Source organism: Deltaproteobacteria bacterium HGW-Deltaproteobacteria-2 (assembly GCA_002840505.1).
In the GTDB taxonomy this organism is placed as follows: domain Bacteria; phylum Desulfobacterota; class Syntrophia; order Syntrophales; family Smithellaceae; genus Smithella.
Window position 1 is genome coordinate 160446 of the sequence record PHBC01000006.1, and the last position, 23373, is coordinate 183818.

The 23373-nt window shown below is 42.9% G+C and carries 25 protein-coding genes and 1 tRNA gene; 18 read left to right on the plus strand and 8 right to left on the minus strand.

The genetic code is table 11. The features are described 5' to 3' along the window. Positions 1-22 precede the first annotated feature (22 nt). Entirely contained in the window at positions 23-427 is a 405-nt protein-coding gene (locus CVU62_12595) for a hypothetical protein (GenBank protein ID PKN36929.1), read from the minus strand. 53 nt (positions 428-480) lie between these two features. Next, positions 481-816 carry a hypothetical protein gene (locus CVU62_12600; protein PKN36930.1) on the minus strand — a complete coding sequence of 112 codons (336 nt, stop codon included), beginning with the start codon at positions 814-816 and terminating at the stop codon, positions 481-483. A gap of 201 nt (positions 817-1017) precedes the next feature. On the opposite strand from CVU62_12600, the gene CVU62_12605 reads away from it, so the two are divergent. Genes CVU62_12605 through CVU62_12615 form a run of 3 tightly spaced genes read left to right on the plus strand, consistent with a single transcriptional unit; the run spans position 1018 to position 4160 of the window. Next, on the plus strand, positions 1018-2703 hold the full coding sequence (locus CVU62_12605) for a molecular chaperone TorD (protein ID PKN36931.1): 1686 nt from the start codon (positions 1018-1020) through the stop codon (positions 2701-2703). 51 nt (positions 2704-2754) lie between these two features. Beyond that, entirely contained in the window at positions 2755-3252 is a 498-nt protein-coding gene (locus CVU62_12610) for a ligand-binding protein SH3 (protein ID PKN36932.1), read from the plus strand. Between the two features lie 14 nt (positions 3253-3266). Continuing rightward, positions 3267-4160, plus strand: coding sequence for a peptidase (locus CVU62_12615; GenBank protein PKN36933.1), 894 nt, complete (start codon positions 3267-3269; stop codon positions 4158-4160). Positions 4161-4326: 166 nt separating this feature from the next. Here CVU62_12615 and CVU62_12620 read toward each other — a convergent pair whose 3' ends face one another. The 3 genes from CVU62_12620 to CVU62_12630 all read right to left on the minus strand — a co-directional run bounded on the left by CVU62_12620 (position 4327) and on the right by CVU62_12630 (position 7315). After that, complete coding sequence (locus tag CVU62_12620; protein PKN36934.1) at positions 4327-4893, minus strand: hypothetical protein; 567 nt, start codon at positions 4891-4893, stop codon at positions 4327-4329. Between the two features lie 362 nt (positions 4894-5255). After that, a complete protein-coding gene (locus CVU62_12625; protein ID PKN36935.1) occupies positions 5256-6200 on the minus strand; it encodes an alpha/beta hydrolase in 945 nt (314 codons plus the stop codon). Between the two features lie 47 nt (positions 6201-6247). Next, positions 6248-7315, minus strand: coding sequence for a gluconolactonase (locus tag CVU62_12630; GenBank protein ID PKN36936.1), 1068 nt, complete (start codon positions 7313-7315; stop codon positions 6248-6250). Between the two features lie 479 nt (positions 7316-7794). Here CVU62_12630 and CVU62_12635 point away from each other — a divergent pair, with 479 nt between their 5' ends. The 13 genes from CVU62_12635 (at position 7795) to pssA (ending at position 17243) form a co-directional block, all read left to right on the plus strand. Continuing rightward, entirely contained in the window at positions 7795-8229 is a 435-nt protein-coding gene (locus CVU62_12635; GenBank protein PKN36937.1) for a PTS fructose transporter subunit IIA, read from the plus strand. A gap of 36 nt (positions 8230-8265) precedes the next feature. Then, a complete protein-coding gene (locus tag CVU62_12640; protein ID PKN36938.1) occupies positions 8266-8778 on the plus strand; it encodes a PTS mannose/fructose/sorbose transporter subunit IIB in 513 nt (170 codons plus the stop codon). A gap of 39 nt (positions 8779-8817) precedes the next feature. Then, on the plus strand, positions 8818-9513 hold the full coding sequence (locus CVU62_12645; GenBank protein PKN36939.1) for a hypothetical protein: 696 nt from the start codon (positions 8818-8820) through the stop codon (positions 9511-9513). Then, positions 9510-9989: a ribosomal-protein-alanine N-acetyltransferase gene (gene rimI, locus CVU62_12650; GenBank protein PKN36940.1), complete on the plus strand. Its 480-nt coding sequence runs from the start codon at positions 9510-9512 to the stop codon at positions 9987-9989. The genes CVU62_12645 and rimI overlap by 4 nt, the downstream gene beginning before the upstream one ends. A 101-nt stretch (positions 9990-10090) precedes the next feature. Beyond that, positions 10091-10903 (plus strand): oxidoreductase, encoded by an 813-nt coding sequence (locus CVU62_12655; protein ID PKN36941.1) that lies wholly within the window; start codon positions 10091-10093, stop codon positions 10901-10903. 25 nt (positions 10904-10928) lie between these two features. Continuing rightward, on the plus strand, positions 10929-11831 hold the full coding sequence (locus tag CVU62_12660; protein PKN37044.1) for a dihydroorotate dehydrogenase: 903 nt from the start codon (positions 10929-10931) through the stop codon (positions 11829-11831). Positions 11832-11904: 73 nt separating this feature from the next. Next, complete coding sequence (locus tag CVU62_12665) at positions 11905-12591, plus strand: Zn-dependent hydrolase (GenBank protein PKN36942.1); 687 nt, start codon at positions 11905-11907, stop codon at positions 12589-12591. Positions 12592-13054: 463 nt separating this feature from the next. Continuing rightward, positions 13055-13276: a hypothetical protein gene (locus CVU62_12670; protein ID PKN36943.1), complete on the plus strand. Its 222-nt coding sequence runs from the start codon at positions 13055-13057 to the stop codon at positions 13274-13276. 235 nt (positions 13277-13511) lie between these two features. Further along, a complete protein-coding gene (locus CVU62_12675) occupies positions 13512-14270 on the plus strand; it encodes a transport-associated protein (GenBank protein PKN36944.1) in 759 nt (252 codons plus the stop codon). A 148-nt stretch (positions 14271-14418) separates the two neighbouring features. Beyond that, complete coding sequence (locus tag CVU62_12680) at positions 14419-15606, plus strand: hypothetical protein (GenBank protein ID PKN36945.1); 1188 nt, start codon at positions 14419-14421, stop codon at positions 15604-15606. Between the two features lie 611 nt (positions 15607-16217). Next, a complete protein-coding gene (locus CVU62_12685; protein PKN36946.1) occupies positions 16218-16415 on the plus strand; it encodes a hypothetical protein in 198 nt (65 codons plus the stop codon). Beyond that, complete coding sequence (locus CVU62_12690) at positions 16400-16594, plus strand: hypothetical protein (GenBank protein PKN36947.1); 195 nt, start codon at positions 16400-16402, stop codon at positions 16592-16594. The genes CVU62_12685 and CVU62_12690 overlap by 16 nt, the downstream gene beginning before the upstream one ends. A gap of 22 nt (positions 16595-16616) precedes the next feature. Then, positions 16617-17243, plus strand: a complete 627-nt coding sequence (gene pssA, locus CVU62_12695) for a CDP-diacylglycerol--serine O-phosphatidyltransferase (protein ID PKN36948.1) — start codon at positions 16617-16619, stop codon at positions 17241-17243. A 208-nt stretch (positions 17244-17451) separates the two neighbouring features. On the opposite strand, the gene CVU62_12700 is transcribed toward pssA, so the two are convergent. After that, positions 17452-19005: a hypothetical protein gene (locus tag CVU62_12700; protein PKN36949.1), complete on the minus strand. Its 1554-nt coding sequence runs from the start codon at positions 19003-19005 to the stop codon at positions 17452-17454. Positions 19006-19150: 145 nt separating this feature from the next. After that, the gene (locus tag CVU62_12705) at positions 19151-20476 is read right to left on the minus strand and encodes an S-adenosylhomocysteine deaminase (GenBank protein PKN36950.1); all 1326 of its coding nucleotides are present in this window, start codon (positions 20474-20476) and stop codon (positions 19151-19153) included. 154 nt (positions 20477-20630) lie between these two features. On the opposite strand from CVU62_12705, the gene CVU62_12710 reads away from it, so the two are divergent. Further along, positions 20631-20718, plus strand: a tRNA-Leu gene (locus CVU62_12710). A gap of 197 nt (positions 20719-20915) precedes the next feature. Continuing rightward, positions 20916-22022: a hypothetical protein gene (locus CVU62_12715; protein ID PKN36951.1), complete on the plus strand. Its 1107-nt coding sequence runs from the start codon at positions 20916-20918 to the stop codon at positions 22020-22022. A 109-nt stretch (positions 22023-22131) separates the two neighbouring features. Here CVU62_12715 and CVU62_12720 read toward each other — a convergent pair whose 3' ends face one another. Next, the gene (locus tag CVU62_12720; GenBank protein PKN36952.1) at positions 22132-23052 is read right to left on the minus strand and encodes a hypothetical protein; all 921 of its coding nucleotides are present in this window, start codon (positions 23050-23052) and stop codon (positions 22132-22134) included. Positions 23053-23373 lie beyond the last annotated feature (321 nt).

Below are 23373 nucleotides of genomic sequence, written 5' to 3' on the forward strand. Positions count from 1 at the left end.
CATGGATAAGAAACTTATTAAATCAGATAAATGAGACATCCGATGTCGCTGATGTTACAACAAAGCAACGTTCGTTATTGGAGTAAGGGTCAGCAGGAACGACAAAAAATCCCTGCCGGTCCTTCTGATATCCAATTGTTGTGCCGACCATTAATTCACCATCTTTAAAATGCACCTTTATCTTGCGCCCCACTATGGGCTTGGAAGCGTCAAATTCTTTTTTCTCATGATAATCAGGATTACCAAAATAATCCTTAACAAAGAACAATCCCTTCATTCCTTCAACGATTAACTCCGAAGGTTTACTGCTCGGAGGATTATTCATCAGCACCAAGTGAAAAGCATTTTTATTAGGGAAAAAATCGTTAGTAACACCTTTAAATAGTCTTCCGTCGTCATAATGAGCTACTATTTTATTTTGGACCATAATTATTCTCCTGTCTCTTTAAAGTGATAATGCGGCTCTAATTATTAGTGTAATTAAAGCCTCTGCCGAATTTGATTGGAAATCAAATACCACTTTTGTATGCCGTTTTCGATTCTGTAATAATGGATAATATACGCAAGCGATAAGATTAGGAACAGTCCTGACAGAACAATAGAAGGCATAGAAGTTTCAATAACAGTGAAGCCAAAAGAAAGCATGGTAAAAAGACAAACAAAGAGCATAACAATAAGATGTACAAGTCTTTCGTGTTGAATCCATTGAATCTGTTTGTCATGATAGGTGAGAAGTTCTTTTAACTTTTCCTCGTCCTGCTTTTCCCCGAGCATCTCGTTTACATACTTTTCATGCTTTTTCATGTAATCGATCATCAACATATATCCGTATATAATTACTTTCTTTAATTAAAATATTAACACATTTCATGAAAAAATATAAAGTCCTTTTTGAATTTGTAACTAATCATAACGACTCGTTTAAGTCTATATCTTACTTGGCGCCGGATATTTCTCATTGACACAAAAGTTCTAATTTCTTATCCTTTGCTCAATTATGAAAATAAGGGGTTTATTTTGACAAAACTGAAATTACTCATTGGACAATGGCTGGCTCAAACCACAAGAAAACTGCAAAACAATTTTTATATTTATCTCGGGGTTTTGCTTACGCTGTTTGTTTTTGTTGATGCCGGTGTATTTCATGTGGGCGAGAACATGCGCCAAAAGGCTTTCGATTTAATGGTGCGCAGCCGCCTGATTATGCCCAAACCGGACAAAAATATTGTTATTGTGGATATTAATGAAGCTTCTCTGGCGGCAATGGCGAAAGATTTTGGACGATACCCGTGGCCGCGTCAGGTCTTTGGAGAATTTCTGGAGAATATTGAAGCACAAAATCCCAAGGCGGTTATATTTGATATCTTGTTCAGCGACGCCGATATAGCCAATCCCGACAGCGACGCTTATTTCGATAACGCCATTGCCGCAACAAGCAATACTTTCTTTCCTTTTATCCGGTTATCAGAAGATCAGGATAAACTAAGCAACGTGAAACCATCGATGATTCCCGGCGTGAAGGAAATGATTCAGGATAAAGCAGACAAAAATGCAACCCTGGCGGTTATATTGCCGCACTTTCCGGCAGCGATTAATTCCGGTCGTCTGGGATTCAATAACATTTATCCGGATAAAGACGGCATCGTGCGTGAATATAATTTATACAGAAATGACTATGGATGGAAAGTGCCGTCGCTACCGTTTTCCGTAGGCAGCATGCTGGGCTACAATTTACCGGATAAACAAGGTGTACTTCTTAACTGGCGCGGCAAACCCTTCACTTATCACTATGTCACGTTCAGCGATGTAATGCTGGATTTGAGCAGTAAAGAGAAGAAACGACCGCCGAATGAATTTACCGGGAAAACTGTGATCATCGGCTCTACTGCTCCCAGCCTGTTTGATCTTAAAGCGACGCCGATGGCTAAAATTTATCCGGGCGTTGAAGTTCTGGCCACGGCCATTGATAACGTCAAACATGGAGATTACCTGCATGTCTGGCGCGGCGCGCTGACTTATGTCCTGTTTAGTTTACTGCTTATCTGGTTGACAGCCGTGGCGTTTTATAAGCAGGCGGATCGCGATAAATTAAACAAGGTTTTCAGCAGCAGCCAGATTGGTTTGCTGGTGATTTCCTACGTTATTATTAATGTCACTAATAATTATTTCGATATCAGCGGACCGATTATCTGGGCGGTCGCGTATTTCAGTGTCGCCAAGGTTTACGCGCTGGCCAATGATCTGGCGTTGCAGCGCTGGCTGGCTTTCGGCGTCAAAGCCGGCGAAGGCGGCTCGATGGTTTTGATCATGCCTATTCTGGTGGAAAGCAAAGAGCCGCTGGGCGACGCTTTGCTTAAAAAACTGAAACGAAGGATTGAACTTACCTGTAAAACTCCCAATACGGTTGATGTCCTGAAAGGTTCACAGAGCGGTATCTGGGGTCTGTTTGGCGATATGGCGGTTGTCTGCTGGACCTATGCCGAAAAACAGGAGAAATACGCGAAACAGGCAAAACAGGATGCTGAACAGCTTGCCGCGCAAATGCCGATGATATTGATTGATATCGGTTTGCCCGGCAACACGAAAGTCCGTTACACAAAGCATGAAGGAGGATTGGCCGCCGGAGTTTCTCTGGCCGATCAGTGGCGAAGTTTATTCGCGCAGGCTGTCATAAAAATGGAACACATTGGGCAGAACGGATAAATATCAAATGATATTTTAATTCAGTCGTTCTGCGTAAGAGAAGGGGTTATTATGAAAACATACAAATTATTATGGCTGCTGCTGGCAGCTTTATTTCTACCGGTAGTTTCGTTGGCGGCGGAATCGGGCAGTGCGCTCAAGGCGGATGTTCTCCGCGCGCAACCTTACTCAGATGCAAAAAAAACAGGTGATATTAAGCGCGGTGAAAATTTGCAGATTCTTGGCAAAAAAGGCGCATGGCTGAATGTGAAAGCAATGAAAGCCAGCGGTTGGGTGCGCCTGCTATCAATTAAGCGCGGCGCAGCCAGCAGCGGTAGTCAGGTTAAAGGTGTGCTGGATGTGGCCAGCGGCAGGGCAGGGACAGGTAAGGTGGTTGCCACAACCGGTGTGCGCGGCTTGAATGAAGAAGAGCTTAAAAATGCTAAATATAACGAGGTCGAGGTGAAAAAGCTGGAGAGTTTTACAATAACTTCCGGGCAGGCACAGCAGTTTGCCAAAAGCGGCGGTCTTAAAGCAGTCAAATTCAACTACCTGCCGGAACCACAATAAAGAAGGAGAAAAATATGCGTGTAATTTACTTTTTTCTTATTTTCATATTTGCCACATTTATGCCGCAGGCACAGGCACTTGATCTTGGTGAAGTATTAAAAGATGTAGTCAAGGAAACTACTGCCGGTAAAACAACCGGCACGGAAAGCAAAGCATCTCCAACCAGTTCCACCGGCAGCGAAGGCAAAAAAACGTTTAATTGGAAAAGCCCCACTCCGCAGGAAGAGATTCGGATAGGTCGTGAGATTACCGGCAATTTGTTGGGCGCCTCTGCGCTGGTAAAAGATGCGGCACTGCAAAAATACGTCAATCAGGTTGGACGATGGGTGGCTAATCAGAGTGAACGTGCCGATTTGCCCTGGCATTTCGGTGTTATTGAAAGCGAAGATATCAATGCTTTTGCCGCACCCGGTGGTTATGTAATCATCACTAAAGGGCTTTATCGCAAACTGGAAAATGAAGCGCAACTGGCAGGGGTACTTTCACACGAAATCGCCCACGTTGTCAGAAGTCATCACCTCAAGATTCTGCAGAAATCTCAACTGCTGGATTTAGGTGCTGGCCTGCTTGGCAAACAAATCGGTAAGGATAATCAGGTAATCCAGAAAGTAATCGGCAGCGGCGCGGAAATTTGCGCCCGCAGTCTGGATAAAAGCGCCGAATTTGAAGCTGACCGTATGGGCGTGTCGCTGACCACAAGAGCAGGTTACGAGCCTTATGGGTTGCCCGAAGTATTGCAAGCTATCGGACAGACAGGCAAGAATGAAAGCAGCGTTGCTCTGCTTTTTAAAACTCATCCGCATCCGGATGACAGGTTGTTAAAACTGGATGAGGCAATCGGCAACCGGTTGGATAATGTTAAAGGCGGCAAAACATTGAGCAACAGGTTTTATAAATTGAAGAATTAGGAAATGAATTAAATTATTTTCCACGGCACAGAAGAAGATAATCTGTTTTTTCTTTGTCACGAGATGTTAATTAATATCAAAAAAACCAGCTTTAATTTCTCAAAGCTGGTTTTTTTAATTGTATTGTCACGCGGCCGTTTGCATTGTTGCCGCTTTGCCTTTTAATTTATCTTCCTGGTCCATGGCCGGGGGGTGGATTATGTCCTGGTCCGGGGCCTGCGCCAGGTCCGCCTTTAGGTCCCGGAGGATTGACGTTTCTTTTGCCTCGGGGAGGCATTCCTTTCACACCCCAGGAGTTTCGTCTTTCCCAGTGCCTGTTTCTTTCCCAACCGCGCCAATTACGCTGAAGGTCTCTGTGAGGGACCCTTTGATGTTGCCATTCATATCCTCTCCACCTTCGATCGCGGTAATCATTTCTCCAGCCGGGAGGAATATGTCTATGAAAAGGTGGAACGTACCTGTAATGACCCCAACCCTTATCGTAGTAACGGGAACGGTACCAGCGACCTTCCCAGGGACGCCACCACCACCCGCCATAAAAGAATATGTCTTCCTGTACATCGGGTACGGCATAAACATTTGTTTCCGGTATTACTACCACTTCAGGCGGTCCCGGAAAAACAATCGGTGGAGGCAGGGGAATATTAACATGTACGCTTACCCCGGCCATTGCCGAAACCGGCACAAAAATTACGAATGTCAAAAACAATATTTTTAAAATTAATTTCTTCATCAGATAACCTCCTTTGTTAGTGAAACTCCAATTCCGAAAGCGAAAAGCATCGGAATTGGTAAGTTGAATCCCGACGCTGTCGGGACAAAGCGGAGGGTAATGCGATCCAAGTTTCAGAAACAAAGTGCGCTGAAACTTGTAGATCGAATTATCCTGCATAAACCCGTGATTCATCATTAATTCAAATTTACAACATAACCATCATGATCTTTCGTTTGACATCATGAGCAAACATTTCCAACATACGGTTAAAATATAAGAGACAAGCCGCTTGATGTCAAGATAATCTTGACCGATAAAAAAGGCGGTTTGGGAAGAACATTGTTTCATATCTAATACTTAAATAAAACAATTTCATAAAATTACTGTGCTTTATCCAGTCCAGCGCGGAATTTTAAATAATCATCAGCGGATTGACGCGGTTGTTCAAGCATCGGCAAATGTCCCAGTCCCTTCATGATGATGACCTCGGAGCGTGGCATCAACTTGTGCAGAATATTGGCTGCAGCCGGATTGAGGACGCGGTCTTTATCACCCCAAACGATCAATGTTGGTGTCTTGAGGCCGTTAACATATTCTTCTGCAGAATCGGCAGACAACTCTTTAAAAATACGTTTCTCCAAATCATAATTGTGGATGCGTTCTTGGGCCATTACGTTCAGTATGGGACGGGGTATAAAAGGCGGATCAGCCATAACAAATGCAAATATCTCGGCAAACTCATTCTCGTTTCTTGCCATAAGAGGATTTTTCCCAGTCGTATTGATTATCTTGCTCAATTCATTTTGTGGTGGGCTCCATATACCTCCGGGATTCGGATCAATCAGCCACATGCTCTTTACTTCATCGGGATAAAGAACTGCGTACATTATAGAAATATGGCCACCCATGGAGCTTCCACCCAGATGCACTTTAGTGATGCCCAAAGCTTGAACTAGAGTTCTGATTCTAGCTGCCTGAGCGCCTGCCTTATAGTCGGCATTCTGAGGATGACCGGATTCACCGAAACCGATGTGGTCGGGAATTATTACTTTATAATGTGAAGTTAAAAAACGGGCGATTCTGGTAAAATTATCCTTGTTAGCGCCAAAGCCGTGCAGTAACACAAGCGGCTCACCCTTGCCGCCTTCTAAATAAACATAATGGAGCTCACCCGGCAGATTTATTTCTTTGCGCTCAAGACTGGAACGCTTGCGTTCCAGATCTATTGCCAGTTTCGTGGCCTTTTCCGGCGCTAGGTAAACAAAACCAACACCTGCCAATATACAGATAATGATAAAAGACAAAATCACTTTTACTATACGCATACTAACCTTCCGTTGATCATATTAAAATTATTTCCTGTGAATTAGTTTCATTCTTCGATCTTTAATTTGCCTATACGGTTGGAATGAAGACTGCCTATATATAAATATCCTCCATACTCCTGTGCCGATGTTATATTATATAAATGTTTTCCGGTCGGATCCTGGAAAGTGCCGGTTATGTTTCCCTGTTCGTCAAGAGCGACAACAAAACCATAACGTTTTGATTTAGACCACAACGATGCTGGTATTTTGCCCAGCAAATATTTAATTTTCGGATATTTATGCAATGTGTCGAGCTTGCCGTTGCGGGTGGTGAAAAGCGCAAGCCAGAATTTGCCTTTACCATTGGAAGAAATGTTGTCCGGAAAACCGGGAAGATTCTCGATAAAAATGTCACTTGTTCCTGCTTTTGGTCCGGCAAGCCAGTAACGATGTATGCTGTAAGTATAGGTTTCATTGACCAGGACAAAATCCTCGTTTCTGGACAGAGCCACACCGTTAGCAAAACGAAGACTACTAATCAGTACAGTTACCTTGCCGGTGAATGGATCGTAGCGCATTAATCTGCCATGCGGACGAGCTTCAAGCATGTCCAGCAGAAAATCTTTTAATGGGAATTTATCGGAAGCGTCCGTAAAATAAACCGTTCCGTTGTTAGCCACATCCAGCGCGTCAGTGCATTTGAAAGGTACGCCCTCAGCCGATGTTGCCAGAATACTGACCGTACCCCTGGGATCAATAGAAAGAAGGCCTTTATAGGCATCGGCTACGATCAGATTCCCTTTTGTGTCAAACTTCATACCCAGCGGGCGTCCTCCGGTTGTGGCAAATGTTTCGATGACTCCATCTGATAGCAGTCGTGATATTGTTCCGGTCGGAGTGCCGAAATAAAGGCGGCCTTTTTCATCCACCGCGATTTCCTCTGGAGAGTTAACTTGCCCCTTGGCCAGAAGCTCTGCTTTCTGGAGAAGATCATTTGGTGCCAGCACTCCGGTCATTGCTGGTTTTGCGGGAGCATTATAAGCGACAGGATTTACCGGTGACTGTAACGTGATCAAGGTGATTATTAATAGAATAGCGATTCCTACAGCGGCCAAAGCAATTTTTTTAAACATATCCAACTCCTCATGTTTTTTTGTTTAGCTTCTGTATTACCGGAAATTTGGACGTCAGAATACCTGCTTAAATCTCACCTGTCAAAAAAATATTGCCCTACTGGTATGAACACCATTACAGGTAACTTTCAATTTCTGCCATAAGGGGTTTAGCTATAACCTTTTATTTAGAAATGGTATGAGTTATAGCATCACGATATTCCATTTATTACCAAGGACGTAGATATGCGGAAATCTGAAGATTTAATGAAGAGAGCAATTTTAAGACGCATTTCCCGCAAGTCCGGCATAACCGGCGCTTTGCGAAATTCAAAAAAAGAAATATTGCCTGATTCCAAGCTAATACAATAGTTTACATGACAGAAGTCATTTAATCTTTAACTTAAAATAATCCTTTCATTAATCTTGACAATTATTGTGCAATCCATTAGCGTACCGCTTTAATTTCAGAAAATGGCAAAAAAAGCATTATTACTTAAATGCCTTTTCGGAGGGGAATAATAATGATTGGTGTACTTATTACGACGCATGGCAATTTGGGAAATGAGTTGATAAAATCGGCAGAATTAATCAAGGGGCCATTAAACGGTATATTGCACATTTGTGTTGATCAGGCAAAAGATGTTGAAGATTTAAAAAAAGAAATCAGCAATGCCATCAAAAAACTGGATAAAGGCAAAGGAGTGTTGGTTCTTACAGACCTCTTTGGCGGGACGCCTTCCAATATTTCGCTTTCTTTTATGAAAGAAGGAAAAGTTGAAGTTCTCACTGGGGTTAATTTGCCAATGGTGCTTAAGTTGTCGGAAGTCAAAGAAGATATGACTTTACGTGATTTTGCCTGTCTTGTTAAAAATTACGGGGAAAAAAATATTATGCTGGCTAGTGAAATTTTAAGCAAAAAAGCTAGCCGGTAATTATTTTGCGATTGTTCCTGCCGGAGGTGGCTCCATTTGGCGAAAGATTTGAATATAGTTTTGGTTCGAGTTGACAGCAGGCTTGTCCACGGTCAGATATTGGAAGCCTGGGTGCCCCATGTGAGGGCAAGATGTATTATTGTTGTTGATGACAAAGTGGCCGGTGATTCTTTTATGGAGACCATAATCAGAATGGCCGTTCCCAGCGAAATCGAATTAATCGTCAGTTCTGTAGAAGATTTTGTCCGGAATTATAATTTTACCCATGGTCATGGTAAGAAAACAATAGTGTTATTCAGTAATATCGCTGATGCCTGCGATGCTTTTCATCAGGGATTTCGTTTTGATAAGTTAAACATTGGAAATGTTTATAATAATGAATACAAAATCTGTTGTTCTCCTTCCGTTTTTTTATGTGATAAAGAAATTAAATGCATAGAATACCTGTTAGAAAAATCCGAAGTTATTGTTGAGTTAAAAGTTGTGCCCAAAGGAAAAACTGTTAACATATCGGAAGTCCTTCGGAATTATTGGAAAAAGAAATCATAAAGGTATCAGGGAGCTTTCGACTCCTGGCGGAGGCTTTATTTGTTTGCTGAAATTATTTTAGTATCATTTTGCGGTAGTTTACTGTGTCTTGATCGTGTTTTTATTCAAGCCATGATTTCCCGGCCGGTAGTAATTGCCCCTCTTATCGGACTTCTCTTGCATAATCCTTATGCAGGATTGATAATCGGAGCATTTGTTGAACTTATTTGGATTGATCGCATACCCATAGGAACTTATATACCTCCCAACGATTCCTTGACTGCTGTTGTAGCGACTTCAACTGCCTTGATTGCCGGATCGAAATTAGGAGGCACCTCACCAGAATTAATCGCGCTTTGTATGCTTATTGCCATTCCTTGCGGAAGTTTAGCCAAGCAGATGGATACTCAAATCATTAAATCAAACGATTCTCTTTCCGACAAAGCTTTGGAAGACGCGAAAGAAAATAACATCCGGGCCATAGAACAAAAAACTTATCTGGGACTGATCAAAGTATTTTTATTGTATGCTTTGTTTCTTCTGACAGCGCAGGCTATATTTGTTCCTTCTGTAATCTGGGTGTATCCCAAATTAAACACCACAGCCATAAAAACGCTTTCGTTGACATATTATTTTCTGCCGCTTTTGGGCATAGCCGTAGCTATTAATATGCTAAAACTCCGCAAAGCAATCCCTGTTTTCTGCGCAATATTTTTAATTGCGGCAGTGTTTTTGGAACTTTTTCATATCCTATGAAAAATACCTCTGAGGTGACAATTGATCTGATGGACGGAGCTGATTTGCCAGATATACTGGCAATTGAGCGGGAATCCTTTCCATCACCATGGACGGCCGGTATGTTTACAAGAGAGCTGGAAAGTTCTCATTCCGTGTGTCTTACCGCAAAGATAAACATAAAAGGTAAGAGCGTCATCGGGGCGTATATAATTTTCTGGCTTGTTGCCGACGAAGTACATTTGCATAATCTTGCTGTAAAAAAAGAGTTCAAAAGGCAGGGTATCGCTTTTGAACTTATGAAAGTAATGAAGGAAATTGCTGGGAAAAATGAAATTACCGCCCAGACGCTGGAAGTGAGAGAATCAAATATCGAAGCAATAAAGCTTTACCAGAAATGCGGTTTTGTAGTAAAAGGAATAAGACCGCTTTATTATGCGGAAACTCATGAGGATGCCTTAATCATGTGGGCGAATGTTGACCCCGTTAGAAAATAGCGGGCGAACAGTTTTAATGGTGGTTTACATCTGCCGTCTGATAATATGAAAATATCATACTGACCAGAGCAAAAGACATTTTCTAACGGGGTAAATAAAAAATGGCCGGAAACATCTACATCGGCGAAATTTCAAAGAATGAAGAAATTCAGGAAGACTGCTTTCTGATGAAAGTTAAAGTTGCTTCTTCCTTTGAAACTCCTCTGCCCGGCCAATTTGTCATGATTCGCATTGCCGGATTAAATGATCCGTTTTTGTCCCGTCCCATCAGCGTTTATTCCTTTTCCCGCAAAAATAATTTTTGTTTGATTGAATTGCTGTATCGAGTAGTAGGTAAGGGAACACAGATCATGGCGGGGTTGATTGAAGGTTCTCAAGTGGAAATCAACGGACCGCTGGGTAACGGTTTTGAAATTGGGTCTGTCGGAAAAAATGTGGTCTTTATTGCCGGCGGAATCGGTATAGCTCCTATGTCGTTATTGATTGAAAATATATCCCGCAAATTTCCTTCGTCCTCAATGACTTTATATTTCGGCGCTCAGGAAGCCGCGGCAGTGGTTGGGTTGGAAAAACCACAAAATATTTGTCAGGATATTAATATTTGTACTGATGACGGAAGCCTCGGTGCAAAGAGTCTGGTGACGCAGGTTTTTCGAAAAGACATGAAGAAGTTCTCACCGACAAACACTTCCATTTATGCTTGCGGTCCGAGGGGAATGCTCATATCGTTGGCGAAGATATTGAGCAAAAGCAAATTCAACTGCCAGGTATCTCTGGAAGAGCGGATGGCTTGCGGTACAGGTGCCTGCATGGGTTGCGCGGTAGCAATAAAAGATAAAAAAGGCGCACTCGGTTATCAGCGGGTTTGCGCTGATGGTCCGGTGTTTAATCTGAGAGATATTATCTGGAAATAAAATGAAATTAAAAACATCTCCGCAAATGGCCGTGCATCTGGGACGGTTAAAATTAAAAAATCCGGTAATAACGGCATCGGGCACTTTCGGTTACGGTGAGGAATATGCTGATTATGTGGACTTAAATAAGCTGGGCGCCATCGTTGTCAAAGGATTATCTCTGAAACCGCGTCTGGGAAATCCACCGCCGCGCATAATGGAAACAACCGGCGGCATGCTCAACTCGGTAGGGTTGCAGAATATTGGGGTAGACGTTTTTATCGAAGAGAAGCTTCCCTTTCTTCGCCAATATGATACTGCGGTAATTGCCAACATCTACGGCGAAACCTATGATGAATACAAAAAAGTGGCGAAAAAATTAAGTGCGGTAAAAGGTGTACACGCTCTGGAAGTAAATATTTCCTGCCCTAATGTGAAAAAGGGAGGAGTGAGTTTTGGTTCCGATCCTAAAGTTGCCGCCAAAGTGACGCAAACGGTAAAAGAAGAAACCTCTTTGCCCGTCATCGTCAAGCTTACTCCCAATGTAACTGATATCGCTGCTATCGCTCAGGCTGTGGAAAAAGCAGGAGCGGACGCAATATCATTGATTAATACGCTGACGGGAATGGCTGTTGATTTAAAAACAAGAAAACCTTATTTAAGAAATATTACCGGCGGATTATCAGGTCCGGCAATCAAGCCTATTGCTCTGCGTATGGTCTGGGAGGTTCTACAAAGAGTTTCTGTGCCGGTTATCGGAATCGGCGGAATAATGACAGCCGAGGACGCGCTGGAATTTTTAATTCTGGGAGCGCAAGCGGTACAGATAGGTACGGCAAATTTTATCAATCCTCACGCCACGATGGAAATTATCGAAGGAATAAAAGATTACCTCACCGCAAACAAAATAAAAGACGTCAACGAGATTATCGGCACCTTCCAATCCTAAATCATATTTGTCCTCCGCTGGCGGAGGTGTCCCGTACTGTATCGGGACGGAGGTGGATAAAATAATTCCAAATATGAGAGCGAACACTGAAGAAATAATCAGAGGCGTTTATCTAATCGGCGGTTCCGGAATAACATCAGCCGATGACGCGGCGATTTATCTGATAGATTTCGCGGGAGATCTGGTTATGATTGACGCCGGTGCCGGCAGAAGCTCATCCCAGATTATTCGTAATATTGAAATGCTTGGCCTGAATCCCGCGAATATTTCTCATTTGATACTGACACATTGTCACATAGATCACATCGGTTCAGCGCCTTTTTTCAAAAAGCAATACCGCACCAAGATCCTGATTCATGAACTGGACGCCGAGGCTGTGGAGAATGGTGATTCCCGTAAAACTGCGGCCAACTGGTATGGTATGACTTTCCCGCCGATGGCAGTGGATCAGAAGCTAAAAGGTGAGCACGAGACATTAAAATATGGTCAGGAAGAATTACATTGTCTGCATACACCCGGCCACACGCCTGGTTCTATTTCTCTTTATCTGGACCGGGAAGGGAAGAGGGTTCTCTTCGGGCAGGACATTCATGGTCCGTTTCACAAAGACTTCGATTCCGATATCAAAGCATGGAAGAAATCCATGAAGAATTTGTTGGCGTTGGATGCCGATATTCTCTGCGAAGGACATTTCGGAATATATGAATCAAAAGAAGGTGTGCGCTCTTACATTGAGCGGTATCTGGAAGAATACGAATAATAACAAATAAACGGTCCCCGGTAGTTTTATAACTTTCTGAATAACCATTTCTTCCTCAATGTTGTTTTTTTTGTTTCCTCAATTCATGCAACATTCCGTAATAAACACTATTCACATTCGACGACAAACATCCGGCCGAACTCTCCACCGCTCAAAGTACCCCTCAACATATAGAGGCTCCACTAAATACTGAGGGTAACCTGATCATTTTAGACATCCCAATTGTTCTCACTTATTAATCTAACCACCTACTATTAAACGATGAATCCAAACTTCCAATTCGCCTTTGACTATTGGCATGCTACTTGCGATTACACTATAATGACACTGGTCATCTCAACCAAGATCGACTTGAGGTTGAAGATGATCCGATCGCGAAAGAAGTGAATATGAAGACATTTGCACCTCTGTATTTTAATGTTTACATAAGTTAGCTACTAATAAAAAATCAGGGGAGGATGCTATGAAGGAACAAATGAAAGAGCTGCAAAAACTCAAAGGGATAGGGGAGGTCTTATCGCGTCGTCTAGTCGAATCAAGCTATGACACAATTGGTAATGTTGCTGGTGCAGAAAAAAAAGGGTTAGAGAGAATAATGGGGATGAATCCACAAAAGGTACGGACTATCGTAACCCAAGCCAGGAAGATGACGGGGGAAGTCGAGAAAAATCGTCACACATGGTAGCGGCAACATGCGAATGACGGTCATTTCTGATGAAAAGAGATCAGGCAAAGCACAGGAAAAGATTTGTAAGATCAAAAAGTATTTTGGGAAGTAGTGTCATCGGCGTGTCATGCTTCCAAGCGTCTTTTTATTCACGGCTGCGGTTACATGATGAACCATAAACATGACTCCGAAAGATATTAGAATAAAAAGTTCAGAAAATAACAATAACAAAAAATAAAAGGAGGGCGTGTCAATGAAAACAATTTATAGACTAGTGGTAATGATGGTGGCGGTTGTCGTTTTGTTGATGCTCCGCATGCCTGCGCAGGCGTCTGAGATAGATGAACGCATCGAATCAACTGCCAGGAATTCATATGTATTCAGGACCTTCCTTCAGGATGATGATATCAAAATAAAGTCCATTGATGGCAGTGTCACCTTGGCGGGGATTGTCGCGGACAATTTCAATAAGTCATTGGCCCAGGAGACATTAGCAGGCATGCCCGGTGTCAAGAATGTTGACAACAGGCTGGAAGTCAAAGGTGTATACCCCACCGTAAACTCGGACGCATGGCTCCGTGATAAAGTGAAAGCCACGCTCTTGTTTCATAGCAGTGTGAACGGATTAAAAATTGAAGTTAATGTGAAAGACGGCATTGTCAACTTGCGAGGTGGTGCGACAAGTATCGCACAAAAGGAACTGGCGGCTGAATACGCCAAGGATGTGGAAGGAGTTAAAGGCGTAAATAATGAGATGATATTGATAAAGGCCGCAAAAAAAACACAGACGGTAGGCCAAAAGATTGATGATGCTTCCATCACCGCCCAGGTCAAGCTCTCATTGCTGTATCATCGATCGACCAGCGCCATTAATACCAAGGTAGTGACGAACAATGGCGACGTTACGTTGTACGGCAAAACCGGCAGTGTAGCGGACAAGAATCTTGCCACCAAAATTGCCAGCGACGTAAACGGCGTAAATAGTGTAAATAACCGGATGATTATAGAGTAGTCCAAATAGAATTTGATTCCACCGCATATTGGGGCCAAATGAATTATTTCAGACATCTCCATTGCTCCCACTTAATACATCCGTGGCCAACGAATACATGGTTGGAATATTGGGTAATCAATGAAAGGTAGAAATGGAAAACTATACAATGAAACAAATGACAACAAAATCAACCGCAGGCTTTCAGCGACTAGCGATACCTCTGATAATCTTACTGCTGGCAATATTTCAACTTCAACCAGCGCTGGCTCTGCCTATTTCGGATAATAGCAACGCTGTTGCCACCGCGGCTATGAAGCTTGTTCAGTTCGGATCCGATCCCAAAGCCCGAATCGATACCCTGGCCGTCGCTACCCTTGTGGATTATGTTCTCGGCGCTAAGCCGAATAAAGAAACCGATCTCCCGTCATTCCATAAAGCTCCCGGAGCCTATTATGAATTCGATACACGAATAAGTATCTCCAAGTTCCTGCAGTACTCATACAGCAACCAGATTCCTTCAGTATTCACAAGCCCGTCGTCTCTTCGCTATTCCCTATGCAACATCCGACAGGGGAAATTACAGCAATTGTCCAACAGTGGGATATTGGCATTACCGGATAGCAAACCTACAATCATTCGTGGATTACAGCGTGATGCTATCACACCGGACCTCACCACCGGTGTCTACTATGAATACGATCTGAATAGAACATTTATCCTTCTTAATCACAAGGGACGGCAAACACTCATTACCGTGTCTCAACAGATCAACATATCTGATGTTGGTAAAAAGGGTGTCATCCTGGGGAATGACGAGGATTGGAATTATTACTATTCGGACGAACCCGGATCGACCAAGGCGTTTTTGGGCTGGGTTAAATCATATATCTATGACTATTTTTCCGTGGCCGTTTATGTTGAGACAGGCTCTTCACCATCCATGTTCAGAACAGGCGTTTTTCAATGGATTCGGGCGGGATGGTCGGGAGTTAATTTTGTTCAACCCAAACATATCATTAGGGGAATAAAACGATATGCTAAAAGTTCAAAATCGGTCCTCGAATCGCCAAACCTGCCTGCACTAAATCAGATAGCCTCGGCTTATCAACAGCTTTCATCCTTGTCCCGAAGTGATTTACTGGAAAAATACATGGCCTTGCAGCAAGCCCGACAGTCACTGGCCGTTCAAAGCGGCAAAATTGAGACAAACAAAATTAAAAAGCAGGACTCCTTTGCCACCACCCCGAAAGAACAAATCGTTGAAGAATTGATGCTGGAATATTTAAAAGTTGCCCTGGGCAAACCATCCCTGTTAGGTAATAAAGTCATTCATGTCTTGTCTAAACAAGAATGAAACATTGATTCTATGACCGTTGGGTTAATGGCACAACGAACTGAGGAACGAATCTTACCTCTTTTAACAACATAAGAATATTAAGAACAACCCTTCTTTATTTGAGTCAATAATTGTGGCCTGCTTCCTGTAATGTTTTTTTCTTGTTTCCTCAATTCATGCAACATTTCAATCAGTAATAAACTCTATTCACGCCAGACGACAAACATCCGGCCGAACAGTCCACATCTCGTCAAACTATCCCTCAGTATGCTGAGGTTCCACCGTATATTGAGGCCAAGCGAATCATTTCATACCCCCATAGTTTCCTCTTGTTAATCTAACCATCTATTATAAAGGATGAATTAAAACTATTTAGTTGTTGGCAGGTTACTTGCAATTAATATCTTTATAATGAGAAAAAACAATGGAAAAAAGATTGAGGGATTTAAAGACCACAGGGATTATCTATCTTATGCTCAGGTATGTTTATCTTGGATGGACGATAAGGACCATCAAAAGCTTTACGAGATTTTATTTTAAAGGAAGGGAGAGATAGAACCGTTTAGTTATATGCGACAAATGAGTTTACTTGCTCATAGTCAGGATTAAACCAAAGTAAAAAATAAACAATGAAAGAGATGGTCAAACTTACAGGTGTAACTTTGAGTCCAGGCAGGAAGGTTATGGTAATGCCTAATACCTACAAAAAGACCGAGAAAGATCCCGATTATTTCTTTTACTGGGGCCAACGAAAAGAAGGGGCAGTTAAAACACGCCAAGGTAAACGATTTATAACTGGAGGAGGGTTAAAATGTGGCAAAAATTAAATGACATAAAAAATGGTCATACTGAAAGTGCCTTATTAGAAGTCCCTGGCGGATGGATAGTCAGAACAGTCGTAACGTATTATTCCTCCACCGGAGGAGGAACGAGTTGCTCGGTAGCACAAACCTTTGTGAGTGATCCAAAACATGAATGGGAAGATTTGGAGATAGAAAATCTCTAAAGAAGGGGGGTAGGTACATCCAATGATTACAAGTACCCCGAAAAAACCGTTTTCGATGATTCGAGAGTTCTACTTGGCAGACTGGTTTACTCTTGCGAACGCTGTCTGCGGCACAGGTGCACTCTTCTCTATCATAACATATCTCGAACAGCATGATGTCAGGCACGTCTATTTCTCATGCAGTCTCGTCTTAGTTGCACTGATATTTGACTTCTTAGACGGTCGCATCGCCAGGTGGCGGAAAAAGACTTCGATACTAGGTCGAGAACTCGACTCACTAGCTGATATTATCTCCTTCGGAGTGGCCCCCGCAATCATCGCGTATGGTTGCGGTATGCAAGGCCTGTACGATCGCATCGTCTTGGTTTTTTTCGTTGCTTGCGGGGTATCACGCCTTGCCAGGTACAATGTCACTGCAGAAACATTATCCCAGGGAACTGACAAGGTGAAGTACTTCGAGGGAACACCAATACCGACTTCGATTCTCCTCGTCTTTATCCTCTCACTGGCGACATGGTTCGGTGCAATAAACCAGAACCTGTGGTTCGGCGAGATTACTATTGTCGGCTTCAAACTTCATCCTCTCGTTCTCATGTTTGCTCTTTCGGGTTCGTTGATGATAAGTCGATTCCATATCCCCAAGCCATAATATTGTATAACAAGGGAGCGAATCCTTTTGGCAAGAATTAAGCTGATTTTCAAACGGTTATCATTCATTCTCAGTGATGCATTCAAGTGTAATCTTGTAGGTGAAACAAACAATTGCTTATTTCCGCAAGTGAAGCACTGGATAATTTTTATTTTTCTATTTCCTTAATAAAATATTTCATATGTCTTACCTGAAGGTAGGCACAAAACTACCGCCAGCCGAAATCAATATTAAGATCACTCGGCGCTTCCAGTTCAATATTGTTCTGTATTGTTTTTTTCTGTCCGGCGGGAACATCCAGCAACCAGACAAACTTGGCATGGTCTTTTTCCACCGGTTCCGGATTCTGCCTGAAGTTCAACTTTATTCTTTTGTCGCGTGCCTGCGGTACCGGTTCTTCGATGCGCAGTTTAATGTTGGCATTCCCGGAATTCTTTGCCTCAATCAGCCATTGCCAACTTCTGGTTTGCTTATCCTGAAAAATTGTTTTTTCGCCGGACTGATCCGCTAATGTTGTAGAGGTGACTGAAACAAGCGGGCTTGTTCCAAAAAAGAGATCTCCTTCGGAACCGGCAAAGGAAAATTCACGTTTGCCAAGCACAGCTCCATCAATAACAAATGTTGCCTGTCCGTGAGGAATTTCTGCTGGTTTATCCAGCTTTACCTGAGCGCGAACAAAAGCCTGCGGATTTATGGCTGGACGAACCAGAAAAAGAAACTCCGCCGGCCATAATTCATCTTTGATTTTTAAACGCTGCCTGCTTCCGGCCGTAATGTTCTTTTGTCCCAGCGACCAGACAGAATAGGTTGTATTTCGCGTTTCCGTGGGAGCCGCACCCAGAGTTTCATCTTCCGCAGACACTTCCTGCTGCAATAATGCAGGTGCTGCCGCATCTTTATTTCGTACCGCTTTGTAAAGCTTTCTGGGTTTTATAATCCATTCCGGCATATCCGGAGGACTAACATTTATTACCGGTTGCAGAGTGGCTAAATTTAACTGCACATGCTTCCAGTCTTCACCGGATGACTGCCAGATTTCCGCCTCCCAGGAAAAGGAAACGTTTTTGTTTGCTGGTAGAGCTTCAATACGGTAGAGAGGGAGCCAGCCGCAACCGGCAAGCGTGTATGCGTAGTTTAAAGATACTTCATTTTGAGTGGAACCGGACAGTGTTAATGTTACTTCCCATGCAGTTTCTTTGCGACCTGCAGCTTGATTTAGTTCGTCTTGAAGTTTCTTGATTTTTTTATCTAATTTTTCCAACTGGGTTTCAGTAGTAAATTTTTCCTGACTGGATTTCTGGACGTTTTTTCCGATAGCGTCGGCCAGTTTATAGGAATCAGCGACGGTTTTTGTCTTTGCTTTTGTCTGCGCCTGCCAAAACTGAAGCTGTGCTTCGAGTGCCTGCAGCTTTGCCAGAAATTCTTTTTTTTCACTTTCCAGCACGGTTATCTGCTTTCGCAACTCGGCGATTCGGGCCTCATCCTGGACCTGAACAGATTTTGTTTGAATATCGTCAATTTTTACTCGACTGTCCGGAACAGGAGAAACTACAAAAGATTCGAGATCAGTCTGCGGAGGCAGAGTGAAAACAGCGCTGCATTTTCCATTATCGCATTGAAGATGAATTTTGGCAGTCTCTGATATTTTTGCAGAGCGGGGAAACAGCGTGACTTCCTTTACCGTCGCCATGGAACACAGGGGAAGCAGTAGAATTAAAGCAATGATCAACTTATGACGGATACAGAGATTATGTGATTTCATAAATTTCCACCTCTCCTTTAACCGGTTATATTATTTTGTTTTTGTCCCCCGCTGGCGGGGGGCAGGGGGTGGATGTGTTAATATTGAATCCACCTCCGTCACTGCGTGACACCTCCGCAAGCGGAGGATAATTAATGAAATGTTTTTATTTCCTAAGACTTTGCTTTACCTTTACAGCAATCTCTCTTGCCTTCTGCATCACTTCGGCTTCATTGATGGTCAAAAATTTGCGGTTTTCCATCACAACTTTACCGTTAATTATAACAGTGTCAACATCAGCGCCGCTCATCGCGTAAACAAGATGCGAATATTCGCTGTAAATCGGCGTCAAGTGCGGTTTATTCAGACCGATAACTATAATATCGGCTTTCTTTCCAGCTTCCAGAGAACCGGTTATCTTATCCATGCTGAGAGCTTTCGCGCCTTCAATGGTGGCCATGCGTACGACTGTTTGGGCGTCCATTACGGTCGGATCGAGTCTGGCAACTTTGTGAAGTTTTGCTGCGGTGGACATTTCTTTTATCATGTCCAGATTGTTGTTACTGGCGCAGCCGTCGGTTCCCAGACCGACCATGACGCCGGCATTAAGCATTTCCGGTACCGGAGCCACGCCACTGGCCAGTTTCATGTTGCTGGCCGGATTGTGGACAACTTTACAACCGTGATCGGCAAACAATTTAATATCTTCATCCTTAAAGCAGACGCAATGAAACGCGATTAATTGCTCGTCGAGATAACCAATGTCTTTCAGGAAAGAGACTGCGCCTTTTCCGAACTTTTCTTCAAGCTGTTTTTTTTCTGCGGCGTTTTCCAGCAGGTGCAGCCCTATCGGCAGATGATAATCTTCGGCAAGTCTTTTCACCTCGGTCAGCAGAGGATTTGAACAGGTATAGAGCGCGTGCGGCTCGATAATTATATTGACCAGAGGATCGCCCTTCCATTTTTCGATAAGCATTTTTGTGTAAGCAATACCTTCTGCGGTAGTTTTAAAGTTAGGCGAGGGGAAATCAAACAGCACTTCTCCTACAAGACAGCGCATTCCAGCCTCTTTTGCCGCGCGGGCAGTTTCATCTTCGAATATGTACATATCGCAAAAAGTGGTAGTGCCGGATTTGATCATTTCGGCGGCGGCCAGCAGCGAGCCCCAGTAAGCAAGCTCTTTATTCACATTTTTGGCTTCGGCGGGAAAGATGTAATTATTGAGCCAGTCCATAAGTTCCAGGTCATCGGCGATACCGCGAAAACAGGTCATTGCCGCATGCGTGTGACAATTGACAAAGCCGGGCATAATCAGAGAATCATTGGCCGTGATGGTTTTTTTAGCTTGATATTGTTTTGTTATTTGTTCAGTATGACCAACAGCAATAATATTGCCCGCGTTAATCGCGATAGCGGCGTGATCAAGATAAGTGTTTTTAGAGTCGAGCAGAAGTGCTTTCCCGCCGGTGATGATTAAATCAACTTCGCGCATATTCAACTTCCTTTCCAAGGTGAATCATGCTTATCATATAAGCCGTGAAATCTTCAAGAAACAAAAAACAAAGAGAAAAATTAATCAGTATACTCTTGACAGTGCAACGCAAAAATAATATAAGCCCAATCGCTTATCATATTTTAATTCACATGCCTGGGTGGCGGAATTGGTAGACGCAAGGGACTTAAAATCCCTCGGTCCTTGAGGCTGTGCGGGTTCAATTCCCGTTTCTTGCAACATTGGCAGTTGCATGAATATTGCAACTTTCTAAGGATCTGCTTTTTAGCCAGGCAGCTTCTCATTGACATGTAAGAACAAATGTCTTATTCTTTCTACAAACAAGCAAGTTTTTATTAAAAAATTGCTTCAATTATTTGAGATTGATTGAATATAATGTAGGCAATAATAATCGTACTTATTATTCGTGAGAAGTGCCATGCAAAACAGCATTCCTAAAGATATAAGACGCTCACGCTTTACTCGCATTTTGATTAAGATTGGTAGTTCGTTACCACTTAATCCTGAAGAGGAGCGCAGGCGGATATCAGCGGTATTTATTCTACTGACAATCATGACTGCCACGGCTCTTTTTTCTGTCTACCATTTTTACAGCCGGGAATACTTCATTGTTGCATGGGACGGGTTGGGATTTTTTGTTTCTTTGTTTATCCTGTTCTATCTTCGCAAAAGAGAGAAAACGGAAGCTGTTTACTGGATGTTAGGCGTGGGCCTTATCCTTTTTGGCAGCATCACTACTATTCTCGGCAGAACAGAAATCTCCATATTTTTCTGGGCGTTTATGTTACCTATAGCATGCTTTTCCGTTATGGGAGATAAAAAAGGGAAGGTGTTTGCATTGTTATTTTTCTGCATAAATTTCTTTTTAATGATAGCGCCAGAACAAATGATGCGTTCAAAACCATACACCCATTTTATCATTATACGCTTCAGTATTGTCTATATTATAATCACCTTTATTGTTTACTATTACGAATTGTCACAACAGATGCTTATCAATTATATTCGGCAGGAAAAGGAAGAATTTGCAAACGCTTCAAAGCTGGATCCACTGACCGGACTTTACAATCGTAGAGAAATGTGGACAAGCATGGAGGGTGAGCGGGAGCGTCAGTTGCGGCTGAGCAAGCCGTTTACAATCATTCTCAGCGATATTGACGATTTTAAGCATGTGAACGACACCTTTGGACACGACAGCGGTGATTATGTATTAATAACGATTTCACGCCTGATGAAGGATATGGTTCGTGGTATTGATTTTACTTCACGATGGGGTGGAGAAGAGTTTCTCATCATGCTGGTAGAGACTGATCTTGATGATGGACAAAAAGTTGCCGAGCGTATACGAAAAAAGATTGAAGATACTGAATTCAAATATAATAATGTAAACATTCCCGTTACTATGACATTTGGCCTTAGTGTGTATAAGGAAGCTTCTGATGATATTGAAGCCTGCATCAAACGAGCTGATCAGGCTCTTTACAAAGGTAAACACCAAGGGAAAAATATGGTTGTCGCCGCATGATGTGCCGCGTTTAATCGGCTATCTGGTGGTCGTCATCAAGATTGCCTTTCCTTCTGCTAAAATATTTTATATTTGATAAGATATTGCTTGTTAAAAAAACAATCTGCCTTTAATAACTAAACCATCTGGCTTTATGTTCCATGTTATATCGCGCCTTTTGTTTGGCCATCTCATTGACGGCGCAAAGGCCGCCGCCCAGCTTACAGGGATCCATCTCGATTACCCGGTTATTCAACCGGTCATACCAGTCCCGATCCCTGAGGAGTGGACCCAAATACCTAGCCGCCATTACATCCATCAAACCAAATTCACCATTTTCCGCCTTGTTGCCGTTAACAAACGCATTCCAAGCCGCCTCCTGTCCACCACCCAAGTCGCCATAGGTCGGCATAATTGAATAAAATACACCCAGGACTGCCCAGTTGGCCCCCCAAAAATACTTTGGATCGAGCTCATTACCGCGCTTCGACGCGGCAATACCATCCTGAACATCTGTAATCTCCTCCGGGTGAGCCAACTGCAGAGTGCACCGCTTGGCAACATTGATCGCATACCAAGTCAGAGCCTTCAAATCATCCTTCGTCAGAAACTTGACTGCTTCATAAACAGGGGTCCCGCTTTCTACTGCTTTACGAAATCTGGAATTATTGACCTTCATGGCCCGCATACCATAATCTGTTCCGACCCTGTACAGGGATATGGCGTAATCGTTATTTTCGTCCTCTACAAACAGACCATAAGCCGCATACAAGAAAGACGTCGTTGCCAGGAGGTTATAATTTGTCGGCGCCATTTCAGTAAGCCCTGTCACCACCAGCAGAGCCCCTGGAAGGCCTTCTTTGACAAAAGCGCCATTTTTCTGCCTCAGAAGTTTATCCACGAGATCATCCACCGACGTATCCAGCAAAGGAACGACGGTTCTCTGCACAGTATGCCTTGTTGCTGCGCATCCTGATAAATCCACGAACAGGAAAACAATCAAACAGAGGATTGAAATACTCTCGAAAAGCAGTCTAACCTTTCTTGTCATAATTCCAGCCTCCTTAAAAAATCATTTTTTAAACAAGCTACAAATATGTATGAATTCCTTATCCTATTTCAAAAATTAGCAAACAATAATGATAGTTACGAGAAAAGAGTAAAAGTCAAAAAGATCGTGAACCCAAAAGAAATAGTTTGTGCTATTGCTTAACCGCACTCATTGCAATTCATAGGTCACGTGAAGTTGGGGAGAGGGAATGCCCAAATGATAGCTTCCCTCTGTTTTATTGCTATTTCAGTGAGGAGGGGGATTGTCTAAATGACATTCCCCCTCCATAAATTAGGTTTAAGCTTTCAATCCCTGAACCGT